At 63.5% G+C, this 25,639-nt stretch carries 20 protein-coding genes and 1 tRNA gene; 10 read left to right on the plus strand and 11 right to left on the minus strand.

What is annotated here, in order from left to right; translation table 11 throughout:
• Positions 1-60: 60 nt before the first annotated feature.
• On the minus strand, positions 61-906 hold the full coding sequence (locus B2W55_RS14035; RefSeq protein ID WP_244442332.1) for an RMD1 family protein: 846 nt from the start codon (positions 904-906) through the stop codon (positions 61-63).
• 145 nt (positions 907-1,051) lie between these two features.
• Here B2W55_RS14035 and B2W55_RS14040 point away from each other — a divergent pair, with 145 nt between their 5' ends.
• On the plus strand, positions 1,052-1,720 hold the full coding sequence (locus B2W55_RS14040; protein ID WP_024584652.1) for an MBL fold metallo-hydrolase: 669 nt from the start codon (positions 1,052-1,054) through the stop codon (positions 1,718-1,720).
• Positions 1,721-1,740: 20 nt separating this feature from the next.
• On the opposite strand, the gene B2W55_RS14045 is transcribed toward B2W55_RS14040, so the two are convergent.
• Together B2W55_RS14045 and B2W55_RS14050 are read right to left on the minus strand one after the other, a co-directional pair.
• Positions 1,741-2,946, minus strand: coding sequence for a PHB depolymerase family esterase (locus B2W55_RS14045; protein WP_024584651.1), 1,206 nt, complete (start codon positions 2,944-2,946; stop codon positions 1,741-1,743).
• A gap of 219 nt (positions 2,947-3,165) precedes the next feature.
• Positions 3,166-4,572: an MFS transporter gene (locus B2W55_RS14050; RefSeq protein WP_024584650.1), complete on the minus strand. Its 1,407-nt coding sequence runs from the start codon at positions 4,570-4,572 to the stop codon at positions 3,166-3,168.
• A 295-nt stretch (positions 4,573-4,867) separates the two neighbouring features.
• On the opposite strand from B2W55_RS14050, the gene B2W55_RS14055 reads away from it, so the two are divergent.
• Entirely contained in the window at positions 4,868-6,109 is a 1,242-nt protein-coding gene (locus B2W55_RS14055) for an LLM class flavin-dependent oxidoreductase (protein WP_024584649.1), read from the plus strand.
• Positions 6,110-6,308: 199 nt separating this feature from the next.
• On the opposite strand, the gene B2W55_RS14060 is transcribed toward B2W55_RS14055, so the two are convergent.
• Entirely contained in the window at positions 6,309-7,328 is a 1,020-nt protein-coding gene (locus B2W55_RS14060; protein ID WP_024584648.1) for an adenylate/guanylate cyclase domain-containing protein, read from the minus strand.
• Between the two features lie 155 nt (positions 7,329-7,483).
• On the minus strand, positions 7,484-8,326 hold the full coding sequence (locus tag B2W55_RS14065; protein WP_024584647.1) for an SDR family NAD(P)-dependent oxidoreductase: 843 nt from the start codon (positions 8,324-8,326) through the stop codon (positions 7,484-7,486).
• Between the two features lie 179 nt (positions 8,327-8,505).
• Between B2W55_RS14065 and B2W55_RS14070 the strand changes: the two genes are divergently transcribed.
• Both B2W55_RS14070 and B2W55_RS14075 read left to right on the plus strand, forming a co-directional pair.
• Positions 8,506-9,468: a sensor histidine kinase gene (locus B2W55_RS14070; RefSeq protein ID WP_024584646.1), complete on the plus strand. Its 963-nt coding sequence runs from the start codon at positions 8,506-8,508 to the stop codon at positions 9,466-9,468.
• A 213-nt stretch (positions 9,469-9,681) separates the two neighbouring features.
• Positions 9,682-11,454, plus strand: a complete 1,773-nt coding sequence (locus B2W55_RS14075) for a putative bifunctional diguanylate cyclase/phosphodiesterase (RefSeq protein WP_024584645.1) — start codon at positions 9,682-9,684, stop codon at positions 11,452-11,454.
• Between the two features lie 83 nt (positions 11,455-11,537).
• Here the strand turns inward: B2W55_RS14075 and B2W55_RS14080 are convergent, their stop codons facing one another.
• Positions 11,538-12,173 (minus strand): carboxymuconolactone decarboxylase family protein, encoded by a 636-nt coding sequence (locus tag B2W55_RS14080; protein WP_024584644.1) that lies wholly within the window; start codon positions 12,171-12,173, stop codon positions 11,538-11,540.
• Between the two features lie 130 nt (positions 12,174-12,303).
• Between B2W55_RS14080 and B2W55_RS14085 the strand changes: the two genes are divergently transcribed.
• Positions 12,304-12,708, plus strand: coding sequence for a YccF domain-containing protein (locus B2W55_RS14085; protein ID WP_024584643.1), 405 nt, complete (start codon positions 12,304-12,306; stop codon positions 12,706-12,708).
• A gap of 31 nt (positions 12,709-12,739) precedes the next feature.
• On the opposite strand, the gene B2W55_RS14090 is transcribed toward B2W55_RS14085, so the two are convergent.
• Positions 12,740-13,414 carry a TetR family transcriptional regulator gene (locus tag B2W55_RS14090; RefSeq protein ID WP_029880140.1) on the minus strand — a complete coding sequence of 225 codons (675 nt, stop codon included), beginning with the start codon at positions 13,412-13,414 and terminating at the stop codon, positions 12,740-12,742.
• A 92-nt stretch (positions 13,415-13,506) separates the two neighbouring features.
• On the opposite strand from B2W55_RS14090, the gene B2W55_RS14095 reads away from it, so the two are divergent.
• Positions 13,507-14,853 (plus strand): oxygenase MpaB family protein, encoded by a 1,347-nt coding sequence (locus B2W55_RS14095; protein ID WP_024584642.1) that lies wholly within the window; start codon positions 13,507-13,509, stop codon positions 14,851-14,853.
• A gap of 97 nt (positions 14,854-14,950) precedes the next feature.
• Here B2W55_RS14095 and B2W55_RS14100 read toward each other — a convergent pair whose 3' ends face one another.
• Both B2W55_RS14100 and B2W55_RS14105 read right to left on the minus strand, forming a co-directional pair.
• Entirely contained in the window at positions 14,951-15,991 is a 1,041-nt protein-coding gene (locus tag B2W55_RS14100) for a hypothetical protein (RefSeq protein ID WP_024584641.1), read from the minus strand.
• 121 nt (positions 15,992-16,112) lie between these two features.
• Positions 16,113-17,192 carry an LLM class flavin-dependent oxidoreductase gene (locus tag B2W55_RS14105; protein ID WP_024584640.1) on the minus strand — a complete coding sequence of 360 codons (1,080 nt, stop codon included), beginning with the start codon at positions 17,190-17,192 and terminating at the stop codon, positions 16,113-16,115.
• Between the two features lie 421 nt (positions 17,193-17,613).
• Between B2W55_RS14105 and B2W55_RS14110 the strand changes: the two genes are divergently transcribed.
• Positions 17,614-17,690 (plus strand) — tRNA-Arg (locus B2W55_RS14110).
• 640 nt (positions 17,691-18,330) lie between these two features.
• Positions 18,331-18,849 carry a tetratricopeptide repeat protein gene (locus B2W55_RS14115; protein WP_223806705.1) on the plus strand — a complete coding sequence of 173 codons (519 nt, stop codon included), beginning with the start codon at positions 18,331-18,333 and terminating at the stop codon, positions 18,847-18,849.
• Positions 18,850-18,880: 31 nt separating this feature from the next.
• On the opposite strand, the gene B2W55_RS14120 is transcribed toward B2W55_RS14115, so the two are convergent.
• On the minus strand, positions 18,881-20,227 hold the full coding sequence (locus B2W55_RS14120; RefSeq protein ID WP_006022561.1) for a sensor histidine kinase: 1,347 nt from the start codon (positions 20,225-20,227) through the stop codon (positions 18,881-18,883).
• On the minus strand, positions 20,227-20,880 hold the full coding sequence (locus B2W55_RS14125; RefSeq protein ID WP_024343199.1) for a response regulator transcription factor: 654 nt from the start codon (positions 20,878-20,880) through the stop codon (positions 20,227-20,229). The genes B2W55_RS14120 and B2W55_RS14125 overlap by 1 nt, the downstream gene beginning before the upstream one ends.
• A 119-nt stretch (positions 20,881-20,999) precedes the next feature.
• On the opposite strand from B2W55_RS14125, the gene B2W55_RS14130 reads away from it, so the two are divergent.
• Together B2W55_RS14130 and B2W55_RS14135 are read left to right on the plus strand one after the other, a co-directional pair.
• Positions 21,000-22,274: a TolC family protein gene (locus tag B2W55_RS14130; protein ID WP_006022563.1), complete on the plus strand. Its 1,275-nt coding sequence runs from the start codon at positions 21,000-21,002 to the stop codon at positions 22,272-22,274.
• Positions 22,271-25,501: an efflux RND transporter permease subunit gene (locus B2W55_RS14135; RefSeq protein WP_006022564.1), complete on the plus strand. Its 3,231-nt coding sequence runs from the start codon at positions 22,271-22,273 to the stop codon at positions 25,499-25,501. Before B2W55_RS14130 ends, B2W55_RS14135 begins: the two co-directional genes overlap by 4 nt.
• Positions 25,502-25,639 lie beyond the last annotated feature (138 nt).

Below are 25,639 nucleotides of genomic sequence, written 5' to 3' on the forward strand. Positions count from 1 at the left end.
CCCGGGGCGATCCAGCCGTTCAGGGATGACGCACAATTCGGGACGGAAAAATGGCGGTATTCAATGCCGGGCGATGGCGAGCTGATAGATCGTGATCAGCACCTCGAACAGGATCAGGAACACGATGATCAGCTCCAGCCGCAGCGAGCGGCTGGTGTCGATGATGTCGGTCAGCACCTGCGCGGTCTCGGCCACAACAGCGAGCTTGCGGTTGAGCGATTCCGCGCGCTCCTTCAATTCATACTCGTCCTCGAGCCGGGCATAGAGCCGTTCGAGCTGCGGCTTGTCCCAGAGGATGTCGGGCTTCTCCGACACCTCGACCGGCCCAGCCACGCGATGCCGCACCGACAGCGCGTTGCCGATGTGCTTGAGGATCGCGACGCGGCCGCCGAGCACCCGGCCGTCCTTGGCGAGTTCGCGCGCGAACGGCTCGGTCGAATCGAACACGGCGCGCACCTCGCGCTCATGCCGTGCCAGCACGACGCTTTTCGCCAGCGCCTCGCCGACCAGGATCAGCCGCTCCGGCGACAGGCTTTGCAGGTAGATCGGACCACCCGGCGGAATCTGGTCTTCCTTGTCGGCGGCCACCTCGATGATCGCGATCTCCTCCTCGCGCCGCGTGAACAGGCCGGTCATGCGCGACTGCAGGCTGCGCAGGAATTCATCCTCCTCCAGCGCGTTGAGGCCGATCAGGACGACGACGCCGTAGCGGAACAGGATCGCCACACCATTGTCATTGACGCGAAAGGCCAACGGCGTCGTCGCCAGCACGTCGCCGCGCTCGAGCCCGGACGTGTTGATACGGTCCGCGACGAAGAAGGCGCGGGCCGTGGTTCGGGGTCCGCCGAGCGGCGGTTTGGGAGCCTGGGTCGTCATCGAGTTCGGGACTACGGGGACCTGGTTCATGATCGAGAACGGCCGCGGACCGGCCTGCCCATGTATTTGTTCTGTCGACGCGACCTTATCACGGTCCGTTTTGGGATCACACGCCCGGTGCAGCGGCATTTCCGGTGCATGTTGACGGCATTTTCCGGTGGCCTATGGTGGCTCCATGAACGAGACAACCGAAACCAAACCGAAGGCCGGCGCGATGATCGTGCCGGTGACGCTGTTCGAGCAGAACTGCACCATCATCTGGCACGAGCCGACCAAGAAGGCCGTGGTGATCGACCCCGGCGGGGATGTGCCGAAGATCCAGGCGGCGATCGCGCAGGCCGGCGTGACGGTCGAGAAAATCTGGCTGACCCACGGCCATATCGACCATGTCGGCGGCGCCGCCGATCTGCGCGACGCGTTGCAGGTCAAGATCGAGGGGCCGCATATCGCCGACAAGTACCTGCTCGACAACGTGGTCTCGAGCGGCGAACGCTTCGGCATGACAGGCGTCCGCAATTTCGGCCCCGACCGCTGGCTCGACGAGGGCGATCAGGTCTCGATCGGCGACCTCACCTTCGACATCCTGCACTGCCCCGGCCACTCGCCGGGCAGCGTGGTGTTCTTCAACAAGGAGCTGCGCTTCGCCCATGTCGGCGACGTACTGTTCGCCGGCTCGGTCGGACGCACCGACCTGCCTGGCGGCAGCCACCCGACCCTGATCCAGTCGATCAAGGAGAAGCTGCTGCCGCTCGGCGACGACGTCGGCTTCATCTGCGGCCACGGCGCCGGATCGAGCATCGGGCAGGAGCGGATGACCAACCCGTTCCTGACCGGCGAGATGTAGCGCCTCGTTCGCGCATCGCCTTACGGCTGCTTCATCAGCCCCGCGGCGGTCAATGCCCGCGTGATGACACCACTGACATTGACGCCGTTGCTGCGCTGCTTGCCCGGCTGCCTGGCTTGCTTCTTCGTCGGCCGACCGCTGCTGCGACCGGCTGCCGGCTCGGGCTGATCGGCAGGCACCGGTATCGTCATCGAGATCGTGTCCGCACGCTCGCGCGGCACGCCGGTCGGCGCGATCTGCGGCTGACGGACCTGATCGGTCAGACCGAAAAACTCGGCGATGTGATACGACGAGGAGATTCCGGCCTCGATCAGGAACGCACCCTCGACGCCATAACGCTCATCATTGCCGGCGAGGCCGAGCGGCGTGCCATGCGCCATGTCGGTGATCGAGTAGGATTCGACCAGCGTCTGGCCGTCGGCGTTCCACCACACCTCGCGTGGATGGCCGTCGACATCAGACTTTGACATCGCCTTCAGCGGCAGGCCGTGAAGATTGAGCCATTGCCGGACGATGGCATCGCCATTGCCCGGATGCACGGTGCGGTCGGCGCTGCCATGCCACACCGAGATCCGCGGCCAATCGCCCTTATGGGGCGACGCGTTGCGCACGAGGTCGCCGAGTTGCGGCGCCGACAATGCGCTTCCCTGCATCATCGCGCCGAGGGCCTCACGCAGATTGCCGGCGACGCCGAACGGCAGGCCGGCGATGACGGCGCCGGCCGCGAACACGTCGGGATAGGTCGCGAGCATGACGGCCGCCATCGCGCCGCCGGCGGAAAGTCCGGTGACGAAGATCCGGCGCGGATCGATCTTGTGCGTGCCGGCGATGTGACCGACCATCTCCCTGATCGATGCGGCCTCGCCCTGGCCGCGCGCGATGTCTTCCGGATCGAACCAGTTGAAGCAGGTGTTGGCGTTGTTGACGGACTGCTGCTCGGGCATCAGCAGCGCGAAGCCGTAATGCTTCGCCAAGGTCGACCAGCCGGCGCCGAGATCGTACGACGCTGCGGTCTGGCCGCAGCCATGCAGCACCACGACGAGCGCGGGCGATCGCGCCAGCTGCTCGGGCACGTAGCAGAACATCTTCAGCGCGCCTGGGTTGACGCCGAATTCGGTCGTCTCGACGAGCGGCGTCGGTACGGCCGGCGCGAGCGCGCCGAGGCCGCCGAACCCGCTCATCTTCGGCAGATGACGCAAGAATTCGACGTTGTTGACCAGAGACAACAGCAACTCCTGAGGTGATTTATTCTTCCGTGTCACCCGATCAGATAATTGCTGCACTGCAAAATGAAAAGGCCGTGTGCTGTCTTTCGCTGCGGAATTGTGAGAATCGGCGTTAACGCGTGATCGGAACTCCGTGCGAGGCAGATTGCTTGAATTAGTTGCCTTAGCACCTTGTTTGGGCATGAACTTTCCAGAAAAGGCGCGCCATGGTCGGTGGATTCATGAGGTGGCGCGCCGCATCCATGACAGAAATGCGGCCGAAATCGATATCGACAGCACAAACAATGCGCATGCCGCAAACAGCGCCAGATACGCAGATGTCGCGCTCTCCACGGCAAAGAAGACCGCACCGATCGCGGCGACGCCGGCCGCATTGCCGATCTGGGTCGTGGTGCCGTACATGCCGGCACCGGCACCGGCGCTTGCGGGCTTCACACCCGACAGTACTGCGCTCGACAGCGGCGCCATCACAAGGCCCTGACCGTAACCGAACATCATCAGCACCAGTGCGAGCAACAGCGCCGATGGCGCGGCGACCGTGTGAACCGTCGCGACCAGCACCGCAAGCCCCGCGATCTGCACGGCACAGCCCTCGATGATCACCAGCGTGCCGCGATGTTTGGCGCGCGCGCCGCTGTGCCGCGAGGCGATCACGAAGGTCAGCGCCAGTGGCACGAACACCAGCCCGGCTTCCAACGGCGGAATCTTCAAACCCTTCTGCATGAACATGGTCATGACCAGATAGAACGACAGATTGGCGAAGAAAAAGAAGAACACTGCGACCAGCCCACGCATGAAGGCAGCATCCGACAGCAGCGACAGATCGATCAGCGGCATGCCGCCGCGGCGAGCGACGCTGCGTTCGAGCCGCACGAAGGCCGCGATGACGGCGACGCCCATCGCCATCACCAGCCAGACCCACGCCGCCCAGCCGAGATCGTGACCGAACAGCAACGGGCCGATCAGGCACAGCAGCCCGACGAACAACACGATCGCGCCGGGAACGTCGATCCGCGTGCCGGCGCGGCGCGGCACTGTCGGCATCATCTTCAGCGCGGCGGCGATGATGATGATGCCGATCGGCACGTTGACGAAGAACACCGCGCGCCAGCCAAGGCCGGCGAGATCGAGCGTCACCAGCACGCCACCAAGCGTGAAGCCGGCAGCGCCGGCAAGCCCCAGCACGATGCCGTAGATGCCGAAAGCCCGCGCCCGGGCGGCATCGGAGAACAACAGATGCAGCGTCGCCAGCACCTGGGGCACCATCAGCGCCGCGGTCGCGCCCTGCGCGAGCCGCGCAATGATCAGCTCCGGCCCGGATTGCGCGAGCCCGCACCACAGCGAGGTCACCGAGAACCCCGCGACGCCGGCGACGAACACGTTCCTGGTGCCATAGATGTCGCCGAGCCGGCCGCCGGTGATCACCAGCGTGGCATAGGCGATCAGATAGATCGCGACCACGGCCTCGATCTGCGCCGGCGTTGCGTGCAGCTCCGTCGCAATCGTCGGGATCGCGACGTTGACGATGAAGGCATCGACGCCGAACATGAACTGGGCGGCGACGACGATCGCCAGCACCCACCAGCGGCGGGATGTCTCCGCGCGCGTCGCAACGATCTGGTGCATGCCCTGTCCTGCCCACATGACGTTGCAGCCGACATCAGCAGATTCCCGTCATCTCTTCGATTACCTCGGACGTAAGCGCTGGTTCACGGGCACGTCATCCATGGCCACCCCCACCGGCCTGCGGTCGCCGCGCAATTTGCGTTGATGCGCTGGGAAACATTCCGGAGGGCGGCAATCGCCGCTGATTTGCGCAACAACCATGCGGGTGCCGCGGCCTCGGAGCATTGCCTTGCTTTCGCCCACCCCGTAGGTTGGCGCAAAGCCCCCGATAACAATAGTCCGGAGAGAACGACCTATGGCGCGCCTCAAGTTCGGAGCCTTCCTCGCCCCGCATCACCCGATCGGCGAGCATCCGATGCTGCAATTCCGCCGCGACCTCGATTTCGTCGAGCAGCTCGACAACCTCGGCTACGACGAATTCTGGTGCGGCGAGCACCATTCCTCGGGCTGGGAGACCATCGCTTCGCCGGAAATGTTCCTGGCTGCCGCCGGCGAGCGCACCAAGCGCATCAAGCTCGGCACCGGCGTGATCTCGCTGCCCTATCATCATCCCTTCAACGTCGCGCAGCGCATGGTGCAGCTCGACCACATGACCGGCGGCCGCGCCATCTTCGGCTCCGGTCCGGGTGCACTCGCCTCCGACGCGCATACGCTCGGCATCGACCCGATGACCCAGCGCGACCGCCAGGACGAGGCGATCGCGGTAATCCGCCGCCTGTTCAATGGCGAGCGCGTCACCGCCAAGACCGACTGGTTCGAGATGCACGATGCCGCGTTGCAGATCCTGCCGCTACAGGAGGACATGCCGTTCGTGGTGGCCTCGCAGATCTCGCCGTCGGGCATGACGCTGGCCGGCAAATACGGCATCGGCATCATCTCGCTGGGCTCGATGTCGACCCAGGGCCTGATGGCGTTGCCGCAGCAATGGCAATTCGCCGAGGATGCCGCGACGAAGGCCGGCACCACGGTGAGCCGCGCCAACTGGCGCGTGCTGCTGTCCTGGCATATCGCCGAGACCCGCGAGCAGGCGCGGCGCGAGGCCGGCGCCGGCCTGATGCGCTGGCACAACGAATATAACGTCGGCACCCTGATGCGACCGGGCCTGACCGCGTTCGGCTCGCCCGATGAGGCCGTCGACAAGACCGCCTTCATCGAAGGTGCGGCGTCGACTATCGGCACGCCGGATGATCTCGTGAAGATGATCAAGAACCTGATCGACGTCTCCGGCGGCGTCGGTTCGATCATCGGCTTCGCGCATGACTGGGCCAACATCGAAAACACCCGTCGCAGCTGGGACCTGGTGGCGCGCTATGTCGTGCCCGAGATCAACGGCTATATCGACGGCCTGCGCAAGTCGCGCCAGTTCCTGATCGACAACCGCGCCGTGTTCGAGCGCGCGGGACAAGCCGTGATGGCCAAGATCATGCAGAACGACAAGGCCGCCGCCGCGCTTCAGCAAACTGGCACAGGCCGCGTCGCGATCCCGGCCGTGAACGCGCCCGACCTCGCCAAGGAAGCGGCGAAGCAGAAGGCGTGAGAGCACAGGCGCCTTGCAGGAAGGCCAGCTCGCGCCATGTCCACAGCTGTCGTCCTGGCGAAAGCCAGGACCCATAACCACAGAGTTGAGTTGGTGAGGAAAGCTGTAGCCCCGGCGTCGCGCAACAATTGAGATCTGGGGTAATGGGTCCCGGCCTTCGCCGGGACGACGCTAAATTGTTGCGCTGGCTGTCGCAGCTCTACGCCGCCGCGCCGATTCCCACCACATCGATGCCATCGACGCGGCCGCGGATCGGAAGCGTGCCGAGATCATTCACCGGAAATGGCGGCGGCGCGGCGAAACGCGACATCGCCGCGCGCGACGCGAGAAAGCCGCCATCGACCTTGCGGCTCAGCTCCTCCAGCCGCGCGGCGGTGTTCATGACGTCGCCATTGAACACGATGGCCGGCTTGACGTCACCGATCTCGCCGACGATCACGGGGCCGAAATGCAGGCTGCCACGGATCTGCGGCACCGCGCCGAACTCGCGCTCGAACTGCGGCGCCGCCTTTTGCAGCGCGGCGCGCATCGCCACAAAGCAGCGCAGCGGCCGGCAATCGACCGCGCCAAGCCCTTCCGGCCAGGTGACAATAATTTCGTCGCCGATATAGTTGAGCACCTCGCCGCGATAGTCGACCACTGACTCCGTCAGCAGACGGAAGGTACGATCGAGAAAACGATGGATCCCGATGCCGCCGAGCCGCTCGGCGAGCCCGGTCGAGCCCGCGATGTCGACGAACAGCACAAAGCGGTTCTCCTCGACCGGCGAGTGATAGCGGCCAGAGACGAAATTCATGAAGACGCGCGGGCCGATCAGGTTGGCGATGCTGAAGCCGAGGTTGAGGATCACGGAAATCACCCCCGAATAGGCGATGCTGCGCCAAAAATCCTCGGGCGAGGTTTGCAACTCAAACCCGGCAACGCGTTCACCGACCTGAAGCAGCTGGATGACGATGATGAGGACGGCGTAGATTGCGCTGCGTACGGCGAGAAGAGCGACAAAGGACAGCCGGCGGAGCGGCTCAGACAGCGGGCCTTGCAGCACGAACAGTTCGAGGCCGCCGATCACGACGCAACTGACGATGGTGTAGGAAATTGCCGCGACGAGCTGCGGCCAGGCGGCACGGCCTTGCGCGATATTGACCGCCACGCTCGCCAGAACGCCGGCGACGATGATGGCAGCGAGAAAGCGCAGTTGCCGCTCAAGTTTCGCGTTCATGGGAGACGTCCACAATCTCAAGCCAACAAAGCCAAACTCCCTCTATCGTCATTCCGGGGCACGCGAAGTGCGAACCGCAGATGCGCAATTGCGCAGCGGGGAATCTCAGGATTCCGGTTTCGCTGCTCTGCATCGCCCCGTGATGACCGGGCCCATTACTCCGCCCCCTGATCGAACGCCTTGCGCAGCGCGACGTAGCCGGCCTGCTGCTGGCTCCAGTTGCGGCCGCCGGTGATGGCCCCGTCGACGACGAGGTCATGGCCGTTGATGAAGCTCGATTCGTCGCTCGCCAGGAATACCGCGGCATGTGCGATGTCGTCGGGCAGGCCGGCACGCGGGATCGGCTGCGCCGCCTTGTAGACCTCGCGCATCACGGCCGGGGTCTTCTCGGCAGCTTCCGTCGACAACCCCAGTGCCTTGCCGAAAATGCCGGTGGCGATCGCGCCGGGCGAGATCGAGTTGACCCGGATGCCGGATTCGCCGAGCTCCATCGCCACGCATTTGGTGAAGTGAATCACGGCGGCCTTCGCCGCGCCATAGACCATCGACGAGGAGAAGCCGGCGAGCCGTCCGGCGATGCTGCCATTGTTGATGATGCTGCCGGAGCCCTGTTTGCGCATGTACGGCGCGGCATGCTTCATGCCGAGCATGACGCTGCGTACCAGGGTCGCCATCGCGGCGTCGAACCGCTCGACGTCGAGACCCTCGATGCCGCCGGTCTGCGCCGGCCCGCCGGCATTGTTGAACAGGCAGTCGATCCGGCCGAATTTCTCCACCGCGAGCGCGATCAGCGCCTGCATCTGCTCCTCGACCGTGACGTCGGTCTGCCGAAACACGCAATTGCCGCCGAGCTGTTGCGCCAGTGCCTCGCCCTCCGGCGCGCGACGCCCGGCAATCACGATGCGCGCGCCTTCCGCGACAAAGACCTCCGCCGTGCGCAGCCCGATGCCGCTGGTCGCCCCTGTGATCACCGCGACCTTGCCGTCCAGCCGTCCCATGCCAGTCCCCAAGCTGCCCTTTGATATCGCGGATATTCACTGGCTGTTTCCGGCAACGCAAGGCATGGACGCGGTTAACGGCTAGCAAGGTCCGCCTGTGGCCAGAAGGCCACAACTGCGCTTTTTCGGTCGCAGCGGCCTTATTTTGGGTCGCCTGTTCACGTGAACTGGAACGACCGATGGCGAAGTGGATCGACGATTTCAGGGAAGGTTGGCGGGGCGATTCCCAGCCTTCGCTGTCGCTTGCAGCGGCGTTCGCGGTGCTCTGTCTCGTTTTGGCCACGGCCGCGCGCTTCGGGCTCGCCCAGATCCGGCCCGACGTGTTCTTCACGCCCTATTTCCCGGCGGTGTTCTTCGCGACCGCGTTCGGCGGCTACAGGGTCGGGATCGCGACCGCGCTGGCGAGCGGACTGCTCGGCGTCATCATCAATTTCAGCAGCGCGACCGTCGATCCGGCGCGCTTTGCCTTGCTGATGATCTTCTGGGTGGTGTGCGGCATCGCGATCTGGGGGGTAGAACATTATCGTTCCCTGGTCGCGCAGCAGCGCGAAGTCTCCAGGCGGCTGATCGAGGAGGAGCAGTACCGCAAGATCGTGGTCGACGAATTGCAGCACCGGTTGAAGAACAAGTCCTCGACCATTCACGCCGTGCTGCATCAGGCGCTCCAGGACCGGCCCGAGGTCTGGCAGCGCATCGACCATCGCATCCGCGCGCTCTCCGCGACCGATGACCTGATCGCGCGGGTCGACGGCTATGGCTGCGATATCAAGGATTTGCTGCGCTCGGAGCTTGGGCCTTACGGCCACGTGCGGTTCAATCTCAATGGCGAGCAGCTGTTCCTGCCCGCCAAGCTCGCGGTTTCGCTGGCGCTGATCTTCCATGAACTCGCGACCAACGCCGGAAAATACGGCGCCTTCTCCTCGCCACGCGGGCTGCTGCAGGTGTCGTGGACGGTCGACGACGGGCGTCTCAACGTGATCTGGGACGAGACCGAAGGACCGGTGGTCGAAGCTGTTGGCGAAGCCGGCTTCGGCACCAAGCTGCTGAAGTCGGCGCTGCGGCCGTTCGACGGCAAGACCGAGATCAGCTACCTGAGGACCGGTGTTCACTGCACGATGCAGTGCAAGCTTCCGAGCTGTTGATAAGTCGGGTTTTCGGTACACGCATATTGTTTGCGCATGCCGATGCAACCGCGCGCTCCGCAATCGCTTTCGCCGGCGACCGGGCCCGCCATTGATACTCTGTTAATGACGATTGCCGCGGCGGCTTGCGAAAGCAGCCCGGGTCTCATTCTGTCACGGCATTTCGCAGGTCCGCTTAACCAAAACTACAACGGACTTTGCCAAGGTCGACGCATGCATAATCTCACCAAGAACGATTTTCAGACGGGCGCGACAGCGCCAAGTCACGATGACATTTCCGGAAACGAATTGCGCATCCTGCGCGACCTGCTCCAGCTGCTGCCGGCGGGCGTTACCGTGCAGGACGAGCAAGGCCAGTTCATCCTGGTGAATGAAGCGGCCGCGACCCAGTTGCAGCTCGCGGCGACCGCGAGCCAGCCGTCTGCCGCCGACGATCGCCATGCCGCGAGCCTGGACCTGCTGCGCAGCGGCCGTCCGGTGGTGCTCGAGGAAGTGCTGTCCTGCGGCGCGGCGAGGCACGTGTTCCTCACCTCGCACCGGCCGGTCCAGATCGCCGGCCGCAATCTCCTGATCTCGGCCTCGACCGACATCAGCGAGCAGAAGGCATTCGAGGACCAGCTGTTCCGCTCCGCCTATTACGACGAGCTCACCGGCCTGCCGACCCGCCGCGTGATCGAGCATCGCGTCAACAGCCTGATCCGCGACGCCTCGCAGAGCCATTTTGCGCTGGCGTTCCTCGATGTCGACAATTTCAAGCACATCAACGACTATTACGGCCACGCGATCGGCGACGCGCTGCTGATCGAACTGTCGAAGCGGCTCGGCCACGCGCTGCGCGACACCGACGTGCTGTCGCGCATCTCCGGCGACGAATTCCTGCTGCTGCTGAATCCGATCAGCGGCAATGACGAGGTCGCCGAATTCATCCACCTCATGCAGGAGCGGCTGAAGGCGCCGTTCTTCATCGAGGAATCCGAGATCTTCGCCTCGACCTCGATCGGCGTCAGCCTCTACCCCATGCACGGCAGGGGCTACGAGGCGCTGCGCCAGAATGCCGACATCGCGATGTACCGGGTCAAGAACAACGGCAAAGGCTCTACCGCGTTCTTCGACAACAGCATGGAGCGCGAGGCGCTGGCGCGGATGAAGATCGAGCAGTCGCTGCGGCTGGCGATCCTGGAAAAGCGCTTCTGCTGCGCATTCCAGGCCAAGGTCGATATCCGCACCCAGGAGGTCAAAGGCATCGAGGCTTTGGTGCGGCTGCGCGACGACGAGGGCGTGATCCAGGCGCCCGGCACCTTCATCAACCTCGCCGTGGAGCTCGGCCTGATCGACGAACTGACGTTCCTGGTGCTGGCAGAAATCGTCAAGTCGATCGACCTGATCAACGACACGTTTGGGCCGGCGGCGACGATCAGCATCAATGTCGCGGCCAAGCAGGCCGGCAATCTCGAGTTCATGCGCCGCTTCGCACGCGCGATCGAGGAGACCGGCTTCCCGAAGCGATTCATGATCGAGGTGACCGAAGACGCGTTCGTGACCCGAACGCATTTCCAGGACGAGATCCTGCCGATCCTGCGTGGCATCGGCGTCGGCATCTCGATCGACGATTTCGGCATCGGCTACTCGTCGCTGTCGGCGCTGGCCGACATCACCGCCGACGAGATCAAGATCGACCGCTCCTTCATCACCGACATCCATAAGCGGCCGCGCAGCCAGGGCATCCTGCGCGCGATCGAATCGCTGAGCGAGGCGCTCGGCATGACCGTGATCGCCGAGGGCATCGAATCCTACGAGGAACTCGCCTACCTGCAGGCGGCGACCAAGATCCGCTACGCCCAGGGCTATTACTTCGCCAAGCCGATCTTCCTCGAGGATCTGAAGCCCGCGACCCCTGTCGCCAGCGAGGCCCGCGCCAGCATGGCGGCGCGCCCGGCCCAGGAGGGCCGCCAGAGCTATTCCCGCGCCAGCGGCTTCAGGCGATAGGCAAGCGCCGATCGCGCAATCGTTCGAACTGCTGGCTCCTGCTTGACCTCGCCCCCGCTAGCGGGGCGGGGGATAAAGTAGCGCTACTTCTCCAGCACCGGCAATCGCGGCACGCTGTCATTGGCCGAGCCGGCCTGCATCGTGATCAGCGTCATCGAGACCAGGTCGTAGTAGCCCATGATGCCGATGATATCCATGATGCCGCGCTCGCCGAACTTCTCCAGCGCGGCCTTGTAGACGGCGTCGCTGACCTTGCGGTCGCGATAGAGCGCGACGCCGAGATCGTAGAGCGCGGCCTCGTCGTCCTTCATGCCCTCGGGCCGCGTACCCTTGGCGATGGCGTCGGCAACCTTCGGATCGAGCCCACCCTTCATCGCCAACGGATAATGCGCCGACCATTCATATTGCGCGGTCCAGTGCCGCGCCGTGATCAGGATCGCCATCTCGCTGAGCCGCGCCGGCAGCGAGGTGTTCCAGCGCAGATACTCCGACAAGCTCGACAGCTTCGGCGCCAGGTCGGGATTACGGATATAGGCGCGGTAGGGCGGCGCGGTGAATTTGGCGTTGCGTGGCGGCGCGCTGATCATGTCGGCCCAGGCCTTTTGCGGCGGCGACAACTCCTCGGCCTTGAGCGGCGCGAAGCGCACGGCATCCTCGCCGCGTGCAGCCGGCACCGACAATGCCAGCACCACCGAAATCGCCGCTCCTGGTCCTGTCATCCCAAATGTTTTTCTCATTGTCGCTCTCCCGTTCCGATGCCGCCGTCGCGCGATCGGTGCCGCACCCTACCGGAGTGCCGGCTGCCAGCCTATATTGGGGCTGGTATTACGCGGCGCGAAGGGTTCAGCCATGCAGCCAGTCTCTATCCTCCTGAATATCCTCTGGATCCTGATCGGTGGCGCGTGGATGGCGTTTGGCTGGCTGATCGCCGCCGTGATCATGGCGATCACCATCATCGGGCTGCCCTGGGCGCGCGCCGCCTTCAACATCGCGGTCTACACGCTGCTGCCGTTCGGCTCGCGCGCAGTCCGCCGCGACGAGGTCACGGGCATGTCCGATATCGGAACCGGGCCGCTCGGGCTGATCGGCAATCTGATCTGGTTCATCCTGGCCGGCTGGTGGCTCGCCATCGGCCATCTGATCACCGCGATCCTGCTCGCGGTGACGATCATCGGCATTCCGTTCGCATGGGCACATCTCAAGCTTGCCGGCATCGCGCTGTGGCCGATCGGCAAGGTGATCGTGCCGGCGTAACCGGCCAATCGCGTCGGCTGCTCGGCTGTGATCAGTTCGCCAGCGCGTCGACCTGCGCTTCGAGCGCTTCGATCACCATCGTCAGCGAGGCCGCCTGCCCCATCGTCCGCGAGATGATCGGCGCGCCGGACTGAAAGCCGGTCAGGCCCGCGATCATCAGCACGGCGCGGACACGCGCCTGCGCGATCGTCAATTGCGCGCGTGAGGCAGCGATGATCAGCAGGGCGACGAGCTCTATCCCGGGCCGCCACAGCCCGGCGTAGAGAACCTCGAATGCCCGGCCAGGGTCGGCCAGCTCGCGTTGAACGAACAGCCGGTTCTGGGCGCTCGCCGATGTCAGCAGAAACCGCGCCAGCGCCGCGAGCAGCAGTTTGAGCTGCGCGCGGGCGCCGCTCGGATCGGGTGGCGCCTGCAACGAGGCCGCGGCGGTCTGGCTTATCGTTTCCATGGCCTCGCGATAGCGCGCCACGATCTCATGCGCGCAGGCGAGGTACAGGCCTTCCTTGTTGCCGAAATAATAGGTGAGCGCGGGCAGGTTGATGCCCGCCTCCTCGGCGATCTGCCGGGTCGTCACGCGGGCGAAGCCGCTGTTGCCGAACGCTGCGAGCGCGGCGTTGAGGATGCGGGTCCGGGTCTCGTCACCCTTCTTGTAACCGGTGGTCGCCGACCGCGTCGGCGGCGGAAGGGGACTGTTTTTCGTGCTCATCGCCAAATCATATCACACGACATTATTTATTTGCATTTGCTATCGCTTGATATAAATTATGAGCAAGCAATGAATTCGAGGGAGGCGGACGGATGCAGACCGAAACGCTGGACAGGCTGCGCAGCAGGGTTGCGGCACAAAGGGAGAAAATCCCCGAGATCTACGGCAGGGTCGATTTCTCGATCGTCCCTGAGCGGTTTGCCGGCGACGTCGGCGCCACCAGCGTCCTGCCCGGCAAATTCGCCGCCGCCCGCGCGGCGCTGCTGGCGGATGCCGACCGCGTGGCATTCATCCGCAACTACAGCATGATGGGCGATCCCGCGGCCGACGCCTATGCGGCGCTGATGCGCGAACACGGCTTCCGCCGGCTGGTCGGCATGCTGGTGCAAGCCTGCGACGCCGGAGTCGAGACGGTCGCGGATGCGCCGCGCGAGCTCGTCGCCCTGATCCGCGACATGGAGCGGACGCCGGCCTGGCTCGACATGAAGCTGGTCGAGCAAGGCGCCCAGATCGACCGCAATGGAGCCGCCAATCTCAGCCCGTTCCTGATCCGCGGCGCGTTTCTCGCGACCTTCATGAACAAATACGCGGCGCTGCCGATGGCGATCACCAACGCGCTGTCGAGCAACTCGTCGGCGCGGCGCGTCAAGGAAACCGCGACGTTCTTCGCCACGTCGGTGCTTCCGGGCGCGCTCGGCCGTTTCGGCCCGGGCTTCAAGGCGGCCGCGATGGTGCGGTTGATGCACGCGATGGTGCGCGCCAATGTGATGCGCCGCGCCGACAATTGGGACATCGCGGTCTATGGCATCCCGATTCCGCAGGTCGACCAGATGCCCGCCGGACTGATCCCGATCTTCCTGCTGGCGCAGAAGGTGCTGTCCGAAGGGCGCACGCAGTTCACGGCGGAGGAGCGGGCCCGCGTCGAGCTCGCGCGCTACCGCTGCTTCCTACTCGGCCTGCCGGAGGACCTGCTCTCCGATACGCCGCAGGGCATCGTCGATCTCATGGTGCTGCGATCCGCGACCTTGCGCGCGGGCTACGACGACAAGACCTGCGGCGAGCTGGTACGGGCAACGATGGCCGCGACCTTGCGGCCGGACGAGTCGCTCCGCAGCCGCCTGTTCGAGACCTTCGAACGCAGCTTCGCCAAGCTGTTCTTCGTCAATAGCTTCCTGAACGGCGACAGAGCGAGGGCCGCATCGATCGGCGTGCCGATCACAGCCGGGGATCGCGCTCTGACGGCGCTGGTCGGAGCCTTTCTGTTCAGCCGGGTTGCGCTCTACCGGCTGGCCTCCCGCATTCCCGGCCTACGCGGGATTGCCGACCGGCGGCTGGTCAGGCGAATCCAGAACCTGCTGAAGGACTATGGCCACGCCGAGTTTACGACCGACGCCTCGGCCTATCGGCCGGCGCAGCCTTCGGTCGCGAAATCCACCTAGCGCGCGATGAGATCAGGTTGAATCCTCATCGCGCTCCAGCTTCTTGTTTACGCATGGTCCTTTCGGAAACCCGCTTCGCACTTTTCCGGATCATGCGCTAGCGCGCGGCCTCGCAGCCGGGAATGTCGAACACGGCGGTCAGGCCGCACGGCGAGTTGAGCATCTTGCCGCCCTCGTGGCCGACGCCGGGCACGTCCCACAGGCTGTGGTTCGGCGTGCCGTGGTCGCGGGCCTGCATCGCGGCGACATAGGCGTGACCGCGCGCGTAACGATACGGCCCTTCGGCCTCCGCCATGCAGGATTTGTCGAGCGCGGGATGGTTGGGGTTGGTGTCGAGCGTGCCGAGCAGATAGATCACGCGGCGCCCGACATAGGCCTGCTCGAGCGCGGCCGGCGTCGGCGCGGCGAGATAGGGCGGACGGTCGTCCATGCCGAACTTCCAGCTGTTATAGCCTTCGCATGTCGCCGCGATCGCGGGATCCGGCCGGTCCTTGCTGAAATACGCATAGGAGGACGGATTGGCGACCACATAGCGCACGCCGATGCCCTCGCGCAGCAGCACCTGATCGCCCTTCACCGCGATCGCATAGCGCTGCACCACCTGGCCGCCGCCGGAATGGCCGAATACGACCACCTGCTTCAAATTGGGAAACAGCTTGCGGTCGGCGAGCTTGGCCAGGATGGCATCCAGCGCCTCGAACGAGCTCGCCGGATTGGGCGCGAGCGCGGGCTCGCCGCCCTGCCAGCCATAGAGACTCCAGCGTAGCGTGTCTTCCGGCAGCTTGAACGCCTCGACATCCGGCTCGATCAGGAATTGCGGCGCGATCATCAGCGCGCTCTTGCCGACATCGCCGGCCGCGGCCTGCGCGCTCAGCGCCGCGCTGAAATAATCATCGGCATTGCGCAGCACGCCATGCAACACCAGCACCGCGCGGGTGACGTCGGGCAGCGGATTGGACCAGTCCGCCGAGAGATAGACCGGAAAGCTCGCATTGCCGACCGCGATCCGCCCGCTCGCGATCGCCTTGACCGGCTTCTTGTCGCGCTCGATCTGCGCTTGCGTCGCCGACGCGATCGGTGCGTGAACGGCCGTCACAACGAACAGCGCCAGGGCCGCAAGCCAGGCTCGATGATGCATGGTTCAACTCCGTTGCTACCAGTCTCGTGTGACGCGATGCGAGCGACCTGGATCATGGCGCGTTACGCGGCGGTTGAGGCATGAAATCTCGGAAAGGTTCGCCCTCGCGGGCGGACCGAGCTCAGGCGGCAAGCCGCCCGCGATTGTTCGCAGCGAGGATCGGGCGGACCAGGCGGCCGAACCGCTCGGCTTCCTCGTCGTGCAGATAGCCGGACAGGCAGAATGAGTGGCAACCGGCATCGATGAACTGCTGCAAGGTCGCGGCGCATTGTTCGGGATTGCCTACCACGGCGATGCCGGCGCCGGGCCGCACCTTGGTGATCCCGGTCCACAGATGCGGCATCAGCAGGTCGCCATAGTCGCGCGCGAGTTGCTGCACGCGCTGGTTGGCCTCCGACCTGACGTAGAGCGTCTTCATCTCCTGCCTCTGCCGCTCGGTGGCGTGACGCACCAATTGATCGGCGGCCTCCCAGGCATCGGCCTCGTTTTCCCGGCAGATCACCTGGAGCCGCATGCCGAAGCCGATCGCATCCTCGCGGTCATGCGCCCGCGCCATCCGCCGGATCTCGGCGATGTTGTCGGCGATGCGCTCCGGCAGATCGCCCCAGAACAGATGGATGTCGGAATGCCTGGCCGAGACCTCCCAGGCCTGCCGCGAGCCGCCGCCGAGATAGAATTTCGGAAACGGCTGCTGCAACGGGCGCGGCCTGATATGGGCGCCGGAGATGGTGTGAAACTTGCCCTGGAAATTCACCGGCCCGCGCGTCGTCCACAGCGCCTTCAGGATCGAGACCTCCTCCTCCATCAGCGCGTAGCGCTCCTCCTTGGCGTAGCGCACGCCTTCGGCCTCGACCTCGCTCTCGTTCTGGCCGGCGATCAGGTTGATGCAGATCCGTCCGCCCGACATCTGGTCGAAGGTCGAGATCATCTTGGCCATCAGCACCGGGTTGATGTAGCCGGGCCGCGCTGCGATCAGCGGCTTGATCCGCGCCGAGCGCGCCGCCATGAAGGCGCCCGTGATCCAGGCCTCCCAGCACACCGAGCCGACCGGAATCAGCAGATATTCGAAACCGGCCGCTTCCGCAGCCGCGACCACACGCTCGCAGAGTTCCGGCGAGCCGGCGACCTGCGCCTCCATCAGCCCATAGGCCGTGGTGTCGCCATGCGTGGGCAGATACCAGCCAAACTCCAACGGACGCATGGGCAAACTCCCTCGAAACACGGCCTTTTTGGGTCGGCCTGTCATATTAACGCAGGCAGTTTACAGCCTGGCCCTGGCCCGCCAAGGCCGTTGCCGACACCGGGCCAATCAGCTAAATGAACCCCTGCACGCACCCGTAGCTCAGCTGGATAGAGCGTTGCCCTCCGAAGGCAAATGCAAGCTCTTTCTGATGGTCGAGGGTGTCGTAAAAAACGAGTGAAACCAAGCGATTGGCGAAACTCGAAGGAAGCACGAAAATCGCATTCGAGGTCGCGGAAGCACCACGGAAGCAAACCGAAAGGAGGTTGTGGAGTACGAATGGCGATGATCGGCGAGGCTTTAGCCCGCGTCGTTTGAGCCATGTCGATTCTAGAATTCGCGATTGACCGTGGTCGATCTCGGACACTATCTGAATATCGATGCGCCCGTAGCTCAGCTGGATAGAGCGCCACCCTCCGAAGGTGGAGGCCACACGTTCGAATCGTGTCGGGCGCGCCAACTTAATATTAGGTTGATATCTTGCATATTTGCGGAGCGCCGTTGCAGAGCAATTCGCCGTATTGACCTCCAGATATTTCAGAGGTCATTCAAGTTGGCAGCGCCGCAGAGCGCGATGTTCAATTCTTGCAGGACGATTTCTTCCGGATAGCGGCTCCTCGTTGCCCTCCCGTGACCGAGTCCGGATCCATCCCGTCCCGTCGATTGCCGCTGCTAGTACATCAAACACCGCTGATGTCTTCATGCTACCAGACTGAGGCTTAGTCCGGGAGTCTTGGATCTGTCCCTGTCGGATGGCACGCACGGCGCTCGCTTGGTAATCTCTATAGCACTCGACGGGTGTACTCTCGTTCGGGAAGCGACCAGATCGGATGTCTCAAACGTCGATTGTCAGGGAAAATTCAGACAGGATTGTTAGAGAACAAACTGGGAATAATATAATGCACGTACTTGAGGCTACTCTTTGCTCATTTGCATTACGCCGCTGTATACGAGAACACGAACTGCATCGATCCTAGCGCGAACCACCCGCTGGAAGCGTTGTGCTCTTACGTTATTGAGCACAACGATATTTATTGCGTACTTTGCAATTAACTCGTCGCCCACATCAGCTTTGAGCGACGAGGATTGGGACTCGTGCGTGCATGCGGCCGAAATCGTACCCGATCGCTCGATCCGGGGATGCACAGCGGTTATCCAGGCAGGCGAGCGGATGATCACCCAGTTGGCGGCGGCTTATAACAATCGCGGTGTCGCGCTGCGGTCGAGTGGAGATATCGACCGTGCCATGGAGGATTACGATCGAGCACTTCGTTTGTCCCCCGACTACTATGTCGCGCTCAACAACCGAGGCGTTGCTTTAATGAGCAAGGGAGAGCTTGATCGCGCGATTTCTGATTTCGATCGCGCCGTACAACTGAGGACTGACTACCTCGGTGCCTATTATAATCGCGGGAAGGCACTCGGGCGTAAAGGACTCTTTGATCGTGCCATCGCGGATTATGATCTGGTCATCAAGGCTGATCCGAAGAATCCGACCTTCTTGTTCGAACGCGGAACGATGAAAGCGAACGCTGGAGATCAGAGCGGCGCGGATGCTGATTTCGAGCGCGCCGAATCGCTCAGGTCGAATGGTGCGCGGACGACGCGGCCACGATGAAACTCGCCCAACCTAGACGCCGTTGAACTTGTCAGGCTGATGGGAGCCGCAACTCCGCGTGAAGGCCTCCATTTCTGCCATTGGATAGTTCGACAGAGCCGCCGTGCAGTGTGGCGAGATCGCGGACGATTGCGAGTCCGAGCCCGCTTCCCGGTTTGGCCTCGTCGAGCCGCTCGCCTGGGGCGAACGCGCGGTTTAGTGCATCAGCCGGGATGCCTGGCCCGTCATCAACGATCGTAATAAGGAGCTGCCCCGTCGGGGTATCGCGCGTAGCCTTGATCGAGACAACACCACGAGCCCACTTGCAGGCATTATCGACCAGGTTGGCGACCATCTCGTCAAGGTCGTTGGGATCGACGGCGGCAAGCAATTCCGTCTCGGCTGTATGGACGATCGTCAGCTCACGATGAGCATAGAGCCGCCGCATCGCCGCGGCTATTGATGCGAAGGCAGGTTCGACCTGCGTGATGACGCCAGGCAGGCCGGCGTTGGCTGCGGCACGGGCTCGGGCAAGCTGGAAATCAATCTGGCGCTGCATCCGCCCTGTTTGCTGAGTCAGGACCGCGGCGCCCTCGGTATCACCTCTCGCGAGCAGCCGGCGCGCTTCGTCCGTCAGCACGGCCAATGGTGTCTTCAGGCCATGCGCGAGATTGCCCGCCTGCGTGCGGGCGCGGCGAACCATCTGGGTATTGGCGTCGATCAGAGCGTTGAGATCATCGACCAGCGGCCGAACTTCGGACGGGAAGTCACCAGGCAGGGTTTCTGCTTTGCCCGCGCGAATGTCGCCCAGCGCGTCGCGCAGACGGCGCATGGGACGCAGACCAAACCAGGCCTGCAACGTGCCGGCCCCAATTAGGGCTATTGCCAGTGTGCCGAGTGACAGGGCCAGCGCCTGATTAAAATGTCTCAGTACATCATCGACGATCCGCTGGTCGGCGCCAATTTGAAGCACGTAACCGTTTTCAGCGGTCTGCCACGGTCGCTCATATGCGATCATCGGCTCACCAGCCGGGCCAGCTTCGACTGAGCGAGTAAGCTGCCGATCCGCCCCCCGCGCGGGTGGCGGAAAACGCCGTTGCGGTTCGAGGGAGGCTGATTGTAGGACGATGCCGTTGCGATCGCTCACCTGCCAGTAATAGCCAGTCCCGGGCTGCGCGAAGCGCGGATCACTGAGCCTTTGTGCCAGAGCGACATGTCCGTCGGCCGTGCGGGCCAACAGACCTTCGAGCTCGTCGAGATGACCGATCAGCTCGGCATTGACAAGCTCCGTGACGTGCGCCCGGAACAGCGCGGAAATCGAAACGCCAGCGACAGCGATACCTGTCACGGTCGTGAGAATAACGCCAACCAGCAGCCGGGCGCGCAGACTTCTGACCATCAGCCGAACCTGTAGCCCAGACCGCGCAGGGTCCTGATGGTATCGCGGCCGATTTTGCGTCGCAGCCGACCGACATAGACCTCGATCGTATTCGAGCTGCGTTCCTCATTCAGGCCGTAGAGATGGTCGAGCAACTCGGCTTGCGTCACGACGCGGCCGACGCGATGCAGGAAGAGGTGGAGCAGGCGAAATTCCTGTGCCGTCAATTCGATCGGCTGGCCCGCAACATTGGCGGTGCCGGCAACGGGGTCAAGCACGATATCTCCGTGGCGCAATTCGGAGGTGGCTTGGCCCGCGACGCGCCGCATCAGCGCGCGCAGGCGAGCTGCGACTTCGTCGACGTGAAACGGCTTCGCCACATAGTCATCAGCCCCTGCATTGAGACCTTCCACCTTCTCAGTCCAGCTGCTGCGCGCCGTCAGGATCAGGACCGGTGTGGCGGCCCCGGTACGTCGCAACCTCCGTAAGACCTCGATGCCTGACAGGCCGGGTAAACCGAGATCGAGAACGATCGCGTCGAATTCTTCTTGCAGCGCGAAGGAAAGGGCGTGCTCACCATCTTCCACATGCTCAACGACAAAGCCAAAGCTGGCCAACCCTTCCTTCAGGCGGGCGCCAATGTCCTGATCGTCTTCGACAAGAAGAATGCGAATGGTCATGTCTCCTGATTGCTGCAGTCCGATACTGGATCAACCTGCATTTACGCTGACAGCTTGTGTTCAGACTAGCGTGGCAATCAGGCGTCTAGAAGTCAGTGTTGAGACTCGTGCCAATGTTAAAATTGCTCCTGATAATCGTTCGCATATCAACAATTATCTTGGTGACCCCAGCCTTCGCTCAGCAGGCCGCCGTGCTGTCGATTGATGCACTTGCCAATTCCGTCGTGGCAAGTAACCCCGAACGACGCTTTTATTTCCAGCAGATCGGGCTTGCAGGTGTTGAGCGCGACGCGGCTGATCGCCTGCCGGACCCTGAAGCTGCATTCGAGTTAGGCGAACGCCGGATGGCCGACGGCCTGACAGGTGCACCGAAAGGCGCCGGGCCGACATATGGCTTGTCGATTATGCAGCCGCTCGACTTTGCCGGACGCGGGGCGCTCCGTCGCGCCATCGCCGAGCATCAGATCGCGCTGGCGCGGCTCGGTCTTGCGCAATTCGACGCAACGCTCGCAAGCCGGGCACGCTCTTTGGGATATGCCTTGTTCGCGGCCGAGCGGAAAGCCGCCGCGGCACGCGACGTTGCCGCGCGGATGCGCGAGCTTGCACGCGTTGTGGAGCAGCGGGATCCGGCGGGCATCGCCACCACGCTGGACACGGCCATTCTGGATGCGGGTGCCATCACGGCGGAGCGAAATGCCGCGATGGCTGATTCCGAGACCAGCACGATCGTCTACGAACTGAATCAACTTCGCGGCGCGCCGCTCAAAGCGCGGCTCCGCATTGCTCCGCCCGATATCACGCTGCCCGGCCTTCCGTCGGTCGAGCGCATGGCGCAACAAGCTGGCATCAACAATTTCGAGATTCAGTCGCTGCGCGCGCAATTGCAGCAGCAAGGGTTGCGCGTTGACCTCGCACAAGCAGCGCGTGTGCCGAACGTCTCAGTCGGTCCCTACTTCAATCGCGCGAAGTCAGACAGCCGCGAGACCAATTTCGGCATACGGCTGACGACGACGTTGCCGCTTTGGAATAGCCAGGCTGCTGGCCTCGCACAGGAGTTGAGCCGTCAATCCCAGGGCGATGCGGCCCTGCTCGCCGCCAACCGACGGATCGCGAGGCAGGTTTACGAACAGGCAGCCTACTACGAGGCGAAGCGTCGAGCCCTTGCGGGCTGGCCAGCCGGGGCCACCGAGAAATTTGCGGCCGCAGCTACCGCCGCCGCCGATAGTTATCGCCAGGGAGCGATCCCGATCGCAACTTACGTCGAGATGCAGCGCCAGTATCTGGACGCGCTGTCGGCTCTGCTCGACACGCGACGTGAGGCTATGGAAGCGATGCTTCAACTTCGGGCGCTCAATGGCGGCCGCAGCTTCGACGGCGTGTCCCGATGACGCGGCGGATTCTGGAATGGACAACCGGTCGACCAGCCACGGTGATGATCATCGCTTTGCTGATCGCTGGTCTTGGAATCTGGTCTTTCGTGAATCTGCAAATCGATGTCATTCCCGACATCACAGGCGTGCAGGTGCAGATCAACACGACTGTTCCTGCCCTGGCGCCAGAGGAAATCGAGCGTCTTGTGACGCTGCCCATCGAGCGCAGCATGGGTGGTCAGCCGGGCCTGCGGGAAATGCGATCGCTCACCAAGACCGGACTGTCACAGGTCACGCTCATCTATCAGGACGGCACGGACCAGCTTCGCGCACGCCAATTCGTCAACGAGCGGCTTTCCGCAGTGCGCGACATGCTGCCAGCCGGATCATCGCCGCGCCTCGCTCCGATCACCACCGGGCTTGGCGAAATCTGGTACTACACACTCGAATGGGCGCAACCGCCGTCCGATTTGGACGAGCGGCAACAACTGATGGAGTTGTTCGAGGCTCAGGAATATATCGTGCGCCCGATGCTGCGCGCGATCGAGGGGGTCGCCGACGTCAATTCCAACGGCGGCCTCGAACGTCAGTTTGTCATCGAGCCTGATCTGAAGAAGCTCACGACAGCGGGCATCACGCCGAGCGAGCTTGCCCAGGCTGTTGGCGCCAACGTCGCCAATGCCGGCGGCGGGACCATCACCAAGAACGGCCAACGCTTCACCGTCCGAACCGAAGCGCGTGTCACGACGGCGGAGATGATCCGCGCATTACCCGTGAAATTCGCAGGTGGCGTGCGGCCGCTGACTGTAGCGGATCTGGCGACCGTGACCATCGGCCATGCTCCACGCGATGGCGCCGCGACCACCAACGGCAAGGAAACCGTGCTCGGCACAGTGATGATGCTGGTCGGGCAGAACAGCCGGGACGTTGCCCGGCGCGTCGATGCGCAATTGCCGAACCTGCGCGCCGCGCTGCCCAAAGGCATGATCCTTCAGGTTCAGTACGATCGTTCAGAATTGGTGGATCGCACCATCGCGACGGTCGAGCGCAACCTTGGCGAGGGAGCGTTGCTGGTCGCCGTCGTATTGCTGATCGTGGTCGGCAACTGGCGCGCGGCATTTATCGTCGCGTCGGTCATCCCGCTGGCCTTTCTCATGATGATCTCGGGCATGCATGCGCTCGGTATATCGGGCAATCTGATGAGCCTCGGCGCGCTCGACTTCGGCCTGGTCGTAGATGGCGCGATCGTCGTCGTGGAAAACACATTGCGTCTGATGGGCGAGGCACAGCGCCTCAAGGGGCGCGAGCTGACGGCCGATGAACGCCGTCGCATCGTCATCAACGCTGCGGGGGGCGTGGCGCGGCCCGTGTTCTTCGGCATGGCCATCATCGCGCTGGTTTATGTGCCGGTACTCAGCCTGGGCGGCGTCGAGGGGAAGCTGTTTCAGCCGATGGCGCAAGCCGTGATGCTGGCGCTGGCAGCGGCGCTGATCGTTACCTTTACGCTAGTGCCGGCGCTGTGCGCCCGGCTGCTACGAGGCGAGAAGGTGCGTCAGCCGAGCGTCAGTGAAAAGGAAGATTCTCTCCCGGAGATAACCGCCGACAACCACATCACGCATAACGGTGGCTTCGCCGGCCTCGTGATCCGGGGCTACCGTCCCGTCCTGGACTTCGCCCTCCGTCATCCCGCTGCCCTTCTCGTTCCATCGGCAGTCCTGTTGGCCGTGGCATTGAGGATATTCCTGACCCTTGGCTCGCAGTTTACGCCACGCCTCGATGAGGGCTCCATCACGGCGATGGTCTACAAGCCCGTGGGGATGTCGCTCGACCGTAGCCTTGAGATCGAGCAGCAAACCGAGCGTGAAATTTTGCGTCGCTTTCCGCAAGTGACCCGAACCTTCTCCCGCATCGGCACCAGCGCGGTTGCGACCGACCCGATGCCGCCGAATGAGAACGACCTCTACATCTTCTACAAGCCGCTCGACCAATGGCCGCAAGGTCCGGACATGCCGCGCAACAAGAGCGAGCTGGTTGCGGCGATCGAAAAGGCTGCCACTGCGCTGGCGCCGGAGCAGTCATTCCTTTTCGCGCAGCCTATCGAGATGCGCTTCAACGAAATGTTGGAGGGCACGCGGGCGGATCTGTCGGTCAAGATATTCGGAGACGACTACGACGTGCTTGAGCGGCTCGCCGCGCAGGCGCGAGAGGAATTGCAAGGCGTGCCCGGCACCGCCAATGCCGCATTCGAAGCGGCCAGCCGCACCCACAGTGTGGTGGTCGAGATCAATCACGACGCGATGGTGCGGTTGGGGCTGGGAACCGCCGAGGTCAACCGTGCCATTGCGTCAGCGATCGGTGGGGACGAGGTCGGCTTCATCGCGGACGGAGAGCATCGACACGCGATCGTCGTTCGTATGCCCGAGTCCTTACGCGCGGACACAAAATCGATCCTCTCCCTTCCATTGCGCGTCGGCGCGTCCGGCCTTGTGCCGCTGGACCGCGTTGCAAGTCTGCGCGAGATGAGAACGGTCGAACCGATCCTGCACGACAATGGTAAGCGCCGCGCCGCCTTGATGGTCAATCTCAACACCAGCGACATCGAAGGTTATGTGACCGCAGCGCGTGCACGCCTCGACGGCAAGCTTGCGCTGCCTGAATCCTATCGCATCGAGTTCGGAGGCCAGTTCCGTCAGCTAGAAGCGGCCCGAGCCCGTCTGATGATCGTCGTGCCGGCGGCGCTGCTGATGATCTTCTTGCTCGTTTATTCGGCGTTGGGGAGCGTCCGTCATGCCGCCGTCGTCTATACCGGTATTCCGTTTGCGATCACCGGTGGCGTGCTGGCACTCTGGCTACGTGACATGCCATTCTCGATCACCGCCGCGATCGGCTTTATCGCGGTCTCCGGCATCGCGATGCTGAATGGTCTCGTTCTGATCGATCATATCAATGCGTTGCGGCGGAAGCTGCCTGTTATCGAGGCAGTCCGGCAAGCCGCCACGGATCGGCTCCGTCCGGTATTGTCGACCGCCATGGTCGCGGGAATCGGCTTCGTACCGATGGCGATTTCACAGGGCGCGGGAGCGGAGGTGCAACGACCGCTCGCCACTGTCGTCATCGGCGGCGTCCTGTCGTCCACCGTTCTGACGCTGCTGCTGTTGCCGGCGATCTACCGATGGATGGAGCGCCGCTCCGCAGCCGTCGTCGAACGAGAGAAACAGCCGTTGGAAGTGGAGGTTTCAGCATGAAAAGATCGAATCGGCTCCGTGACGTGGCAATCTTAGCCGCTATGACGTCACTTTTCTTTGTCTCGCCGGCCCTCTCGCTCGCAAGTTCTCCTGTCCATGACAATCAACCCAGTCCTTTCTACGTGCAAAACCTGCCGG

This window comes from Bradyrhizobium sp. UBA2491 (genome assembly GCF_002341725.1).
In the GTDB taxonomy this organism is placed as follows: domain Bacteria; phylum Pseudomonadota; class Alphaproteobacteria; order Rhizobiales; family Xanthobacteraceae; genus Bradyrhizobium.

What these genes read in the sequence shown, in the direction of transcription:
- B2W55_RS14080 (WP_024584644.1), bottom strand. Translation starts at nt 12,173, where the DNA reads ATGACAGGACCAGGAGCGGCGATTTCGGTGGTGCTGGCATTGTCGGTG.
- B2W55_RS14085 (WP_024584643.1), top strand. Translation starts at nt 12,304, where the DNA reads ATGCAGCCAGTCTCTATCCTCCTGAATATCCTCTGGATCCTGATCGGT.
- B2W55_RS14055 (WP_024584649.1), top strand. Translation starts at nt 4,868, where the DNA reads ATGGCGCGCCTCAAGTTCGGAGCCTTCCTCGCCCCGCATCACCCGATC.
- B2W55_RS14035 (WP_244442332.1), bottom strand. Translation starts at nt 906, where the DNA reads ATGAACCAGGTCCCCGTAGTCCCGAACTCGATGACGACCCAGGCTCCC.
- B2W55_RS14100 (WP_024584641.1), bottom strand. Translation starts at nt 15,991, where the DNA reads ATGCATCATCGAGCCTGGCTTGCGGCCCTGGCGCTGTTCGTTGTGACG.
- B2W55_RS14095 (WP_024584642.1), top strand. Translation starts at nt 13,507, where the DNA reads ATGCAGACCGAAACGCTGGACAGGCTGCGCAGCAGGGTTGCGGCACAA.
- B2W55_RS14050 (WP_024584650.1), bottom strand. Translation starts at nt 4,572, where the DNA reads ATGCACCAGATCGTTGCGACGCGCGCGGAGACATCCCGCCGCTGGTGG.
- B2W55_RS14120 (WP_006022561.1), bottom strand. Translation starts at nt 20,227, where the DNA reads ATGGTCAGAAGTCTGCGCGCCCGGCTGCTGGTTGGCGTTATTCTCACG.
- B2W55_RS14060 (WP_024584648.1), bottom strand. Translation starts at nt 7,328, where the DNA reads ATGAACGCGAAACTTGAGCGGCAACTGCGCTTTCTCGCTGCCATCATC.
- B2W55_RS14075 (WP_024584645.1), top strand. Translation starts at nt 9,682, where the DNA reads ATGCATAATCTCACCAAGAACGATTTTCAGACGGGCGCGACAGCGCCA.
- B2W55_RS14070 (WP_024584646.1), top strand. Translation starts at nt 8,506, where the DNA reads ATGGCGAAGTGGATCGACGATTTCAGGGAAGGTTGGCGGGGCGATTCC.
- B2W55_RS14040 (WP_024584652.1), top strand. Translation starts at nt 1,052, where the DNA reads ATGAACGAGACAACCGAAACCAAACCGAAGGCCGGCGCGATGATCGTG.
- B2W55_RS14105 (WP_024584640.1), bottom strand. Translation starts at nt 17,192, where the DNA reads ATGCGTCCGTTGGAGTTTGGCTGGTATCTGCCCACGCATGGCGACACC.
- B2W55_RS14065 (WP_024584647.1), bottom strand. Translation starts at nt 8,326, where the DNA reads ATGGGACGGCTGGACGGCAAGGTCGCGGTGATCACAGGGGCGACCAGC.
- B2W55_RS14090 (WP_029880140.1), bottom strand. Translation starts at nt 13,414, where the DNA reads ATGAGCACGAAAAACAGTCCCCTTCCGCCGCCGACGCGGTCGGCGACC.
- B2W55_RS14135 (WP_006022564.1), top strand. Translation starts at nt 22,271, where the DNA reads ATGACGCGGCGGATTCTGGAATGGACAACCGGTCGACCAGCCACGGTG.
- B2W55_RS14130 (WP_006022563.1), top strand. Translation starts at nt 21,000, where the DNA reads ATGTTAAAATTGCTCCTGATAATCGTTCGCATATCAACAATTATCTTG.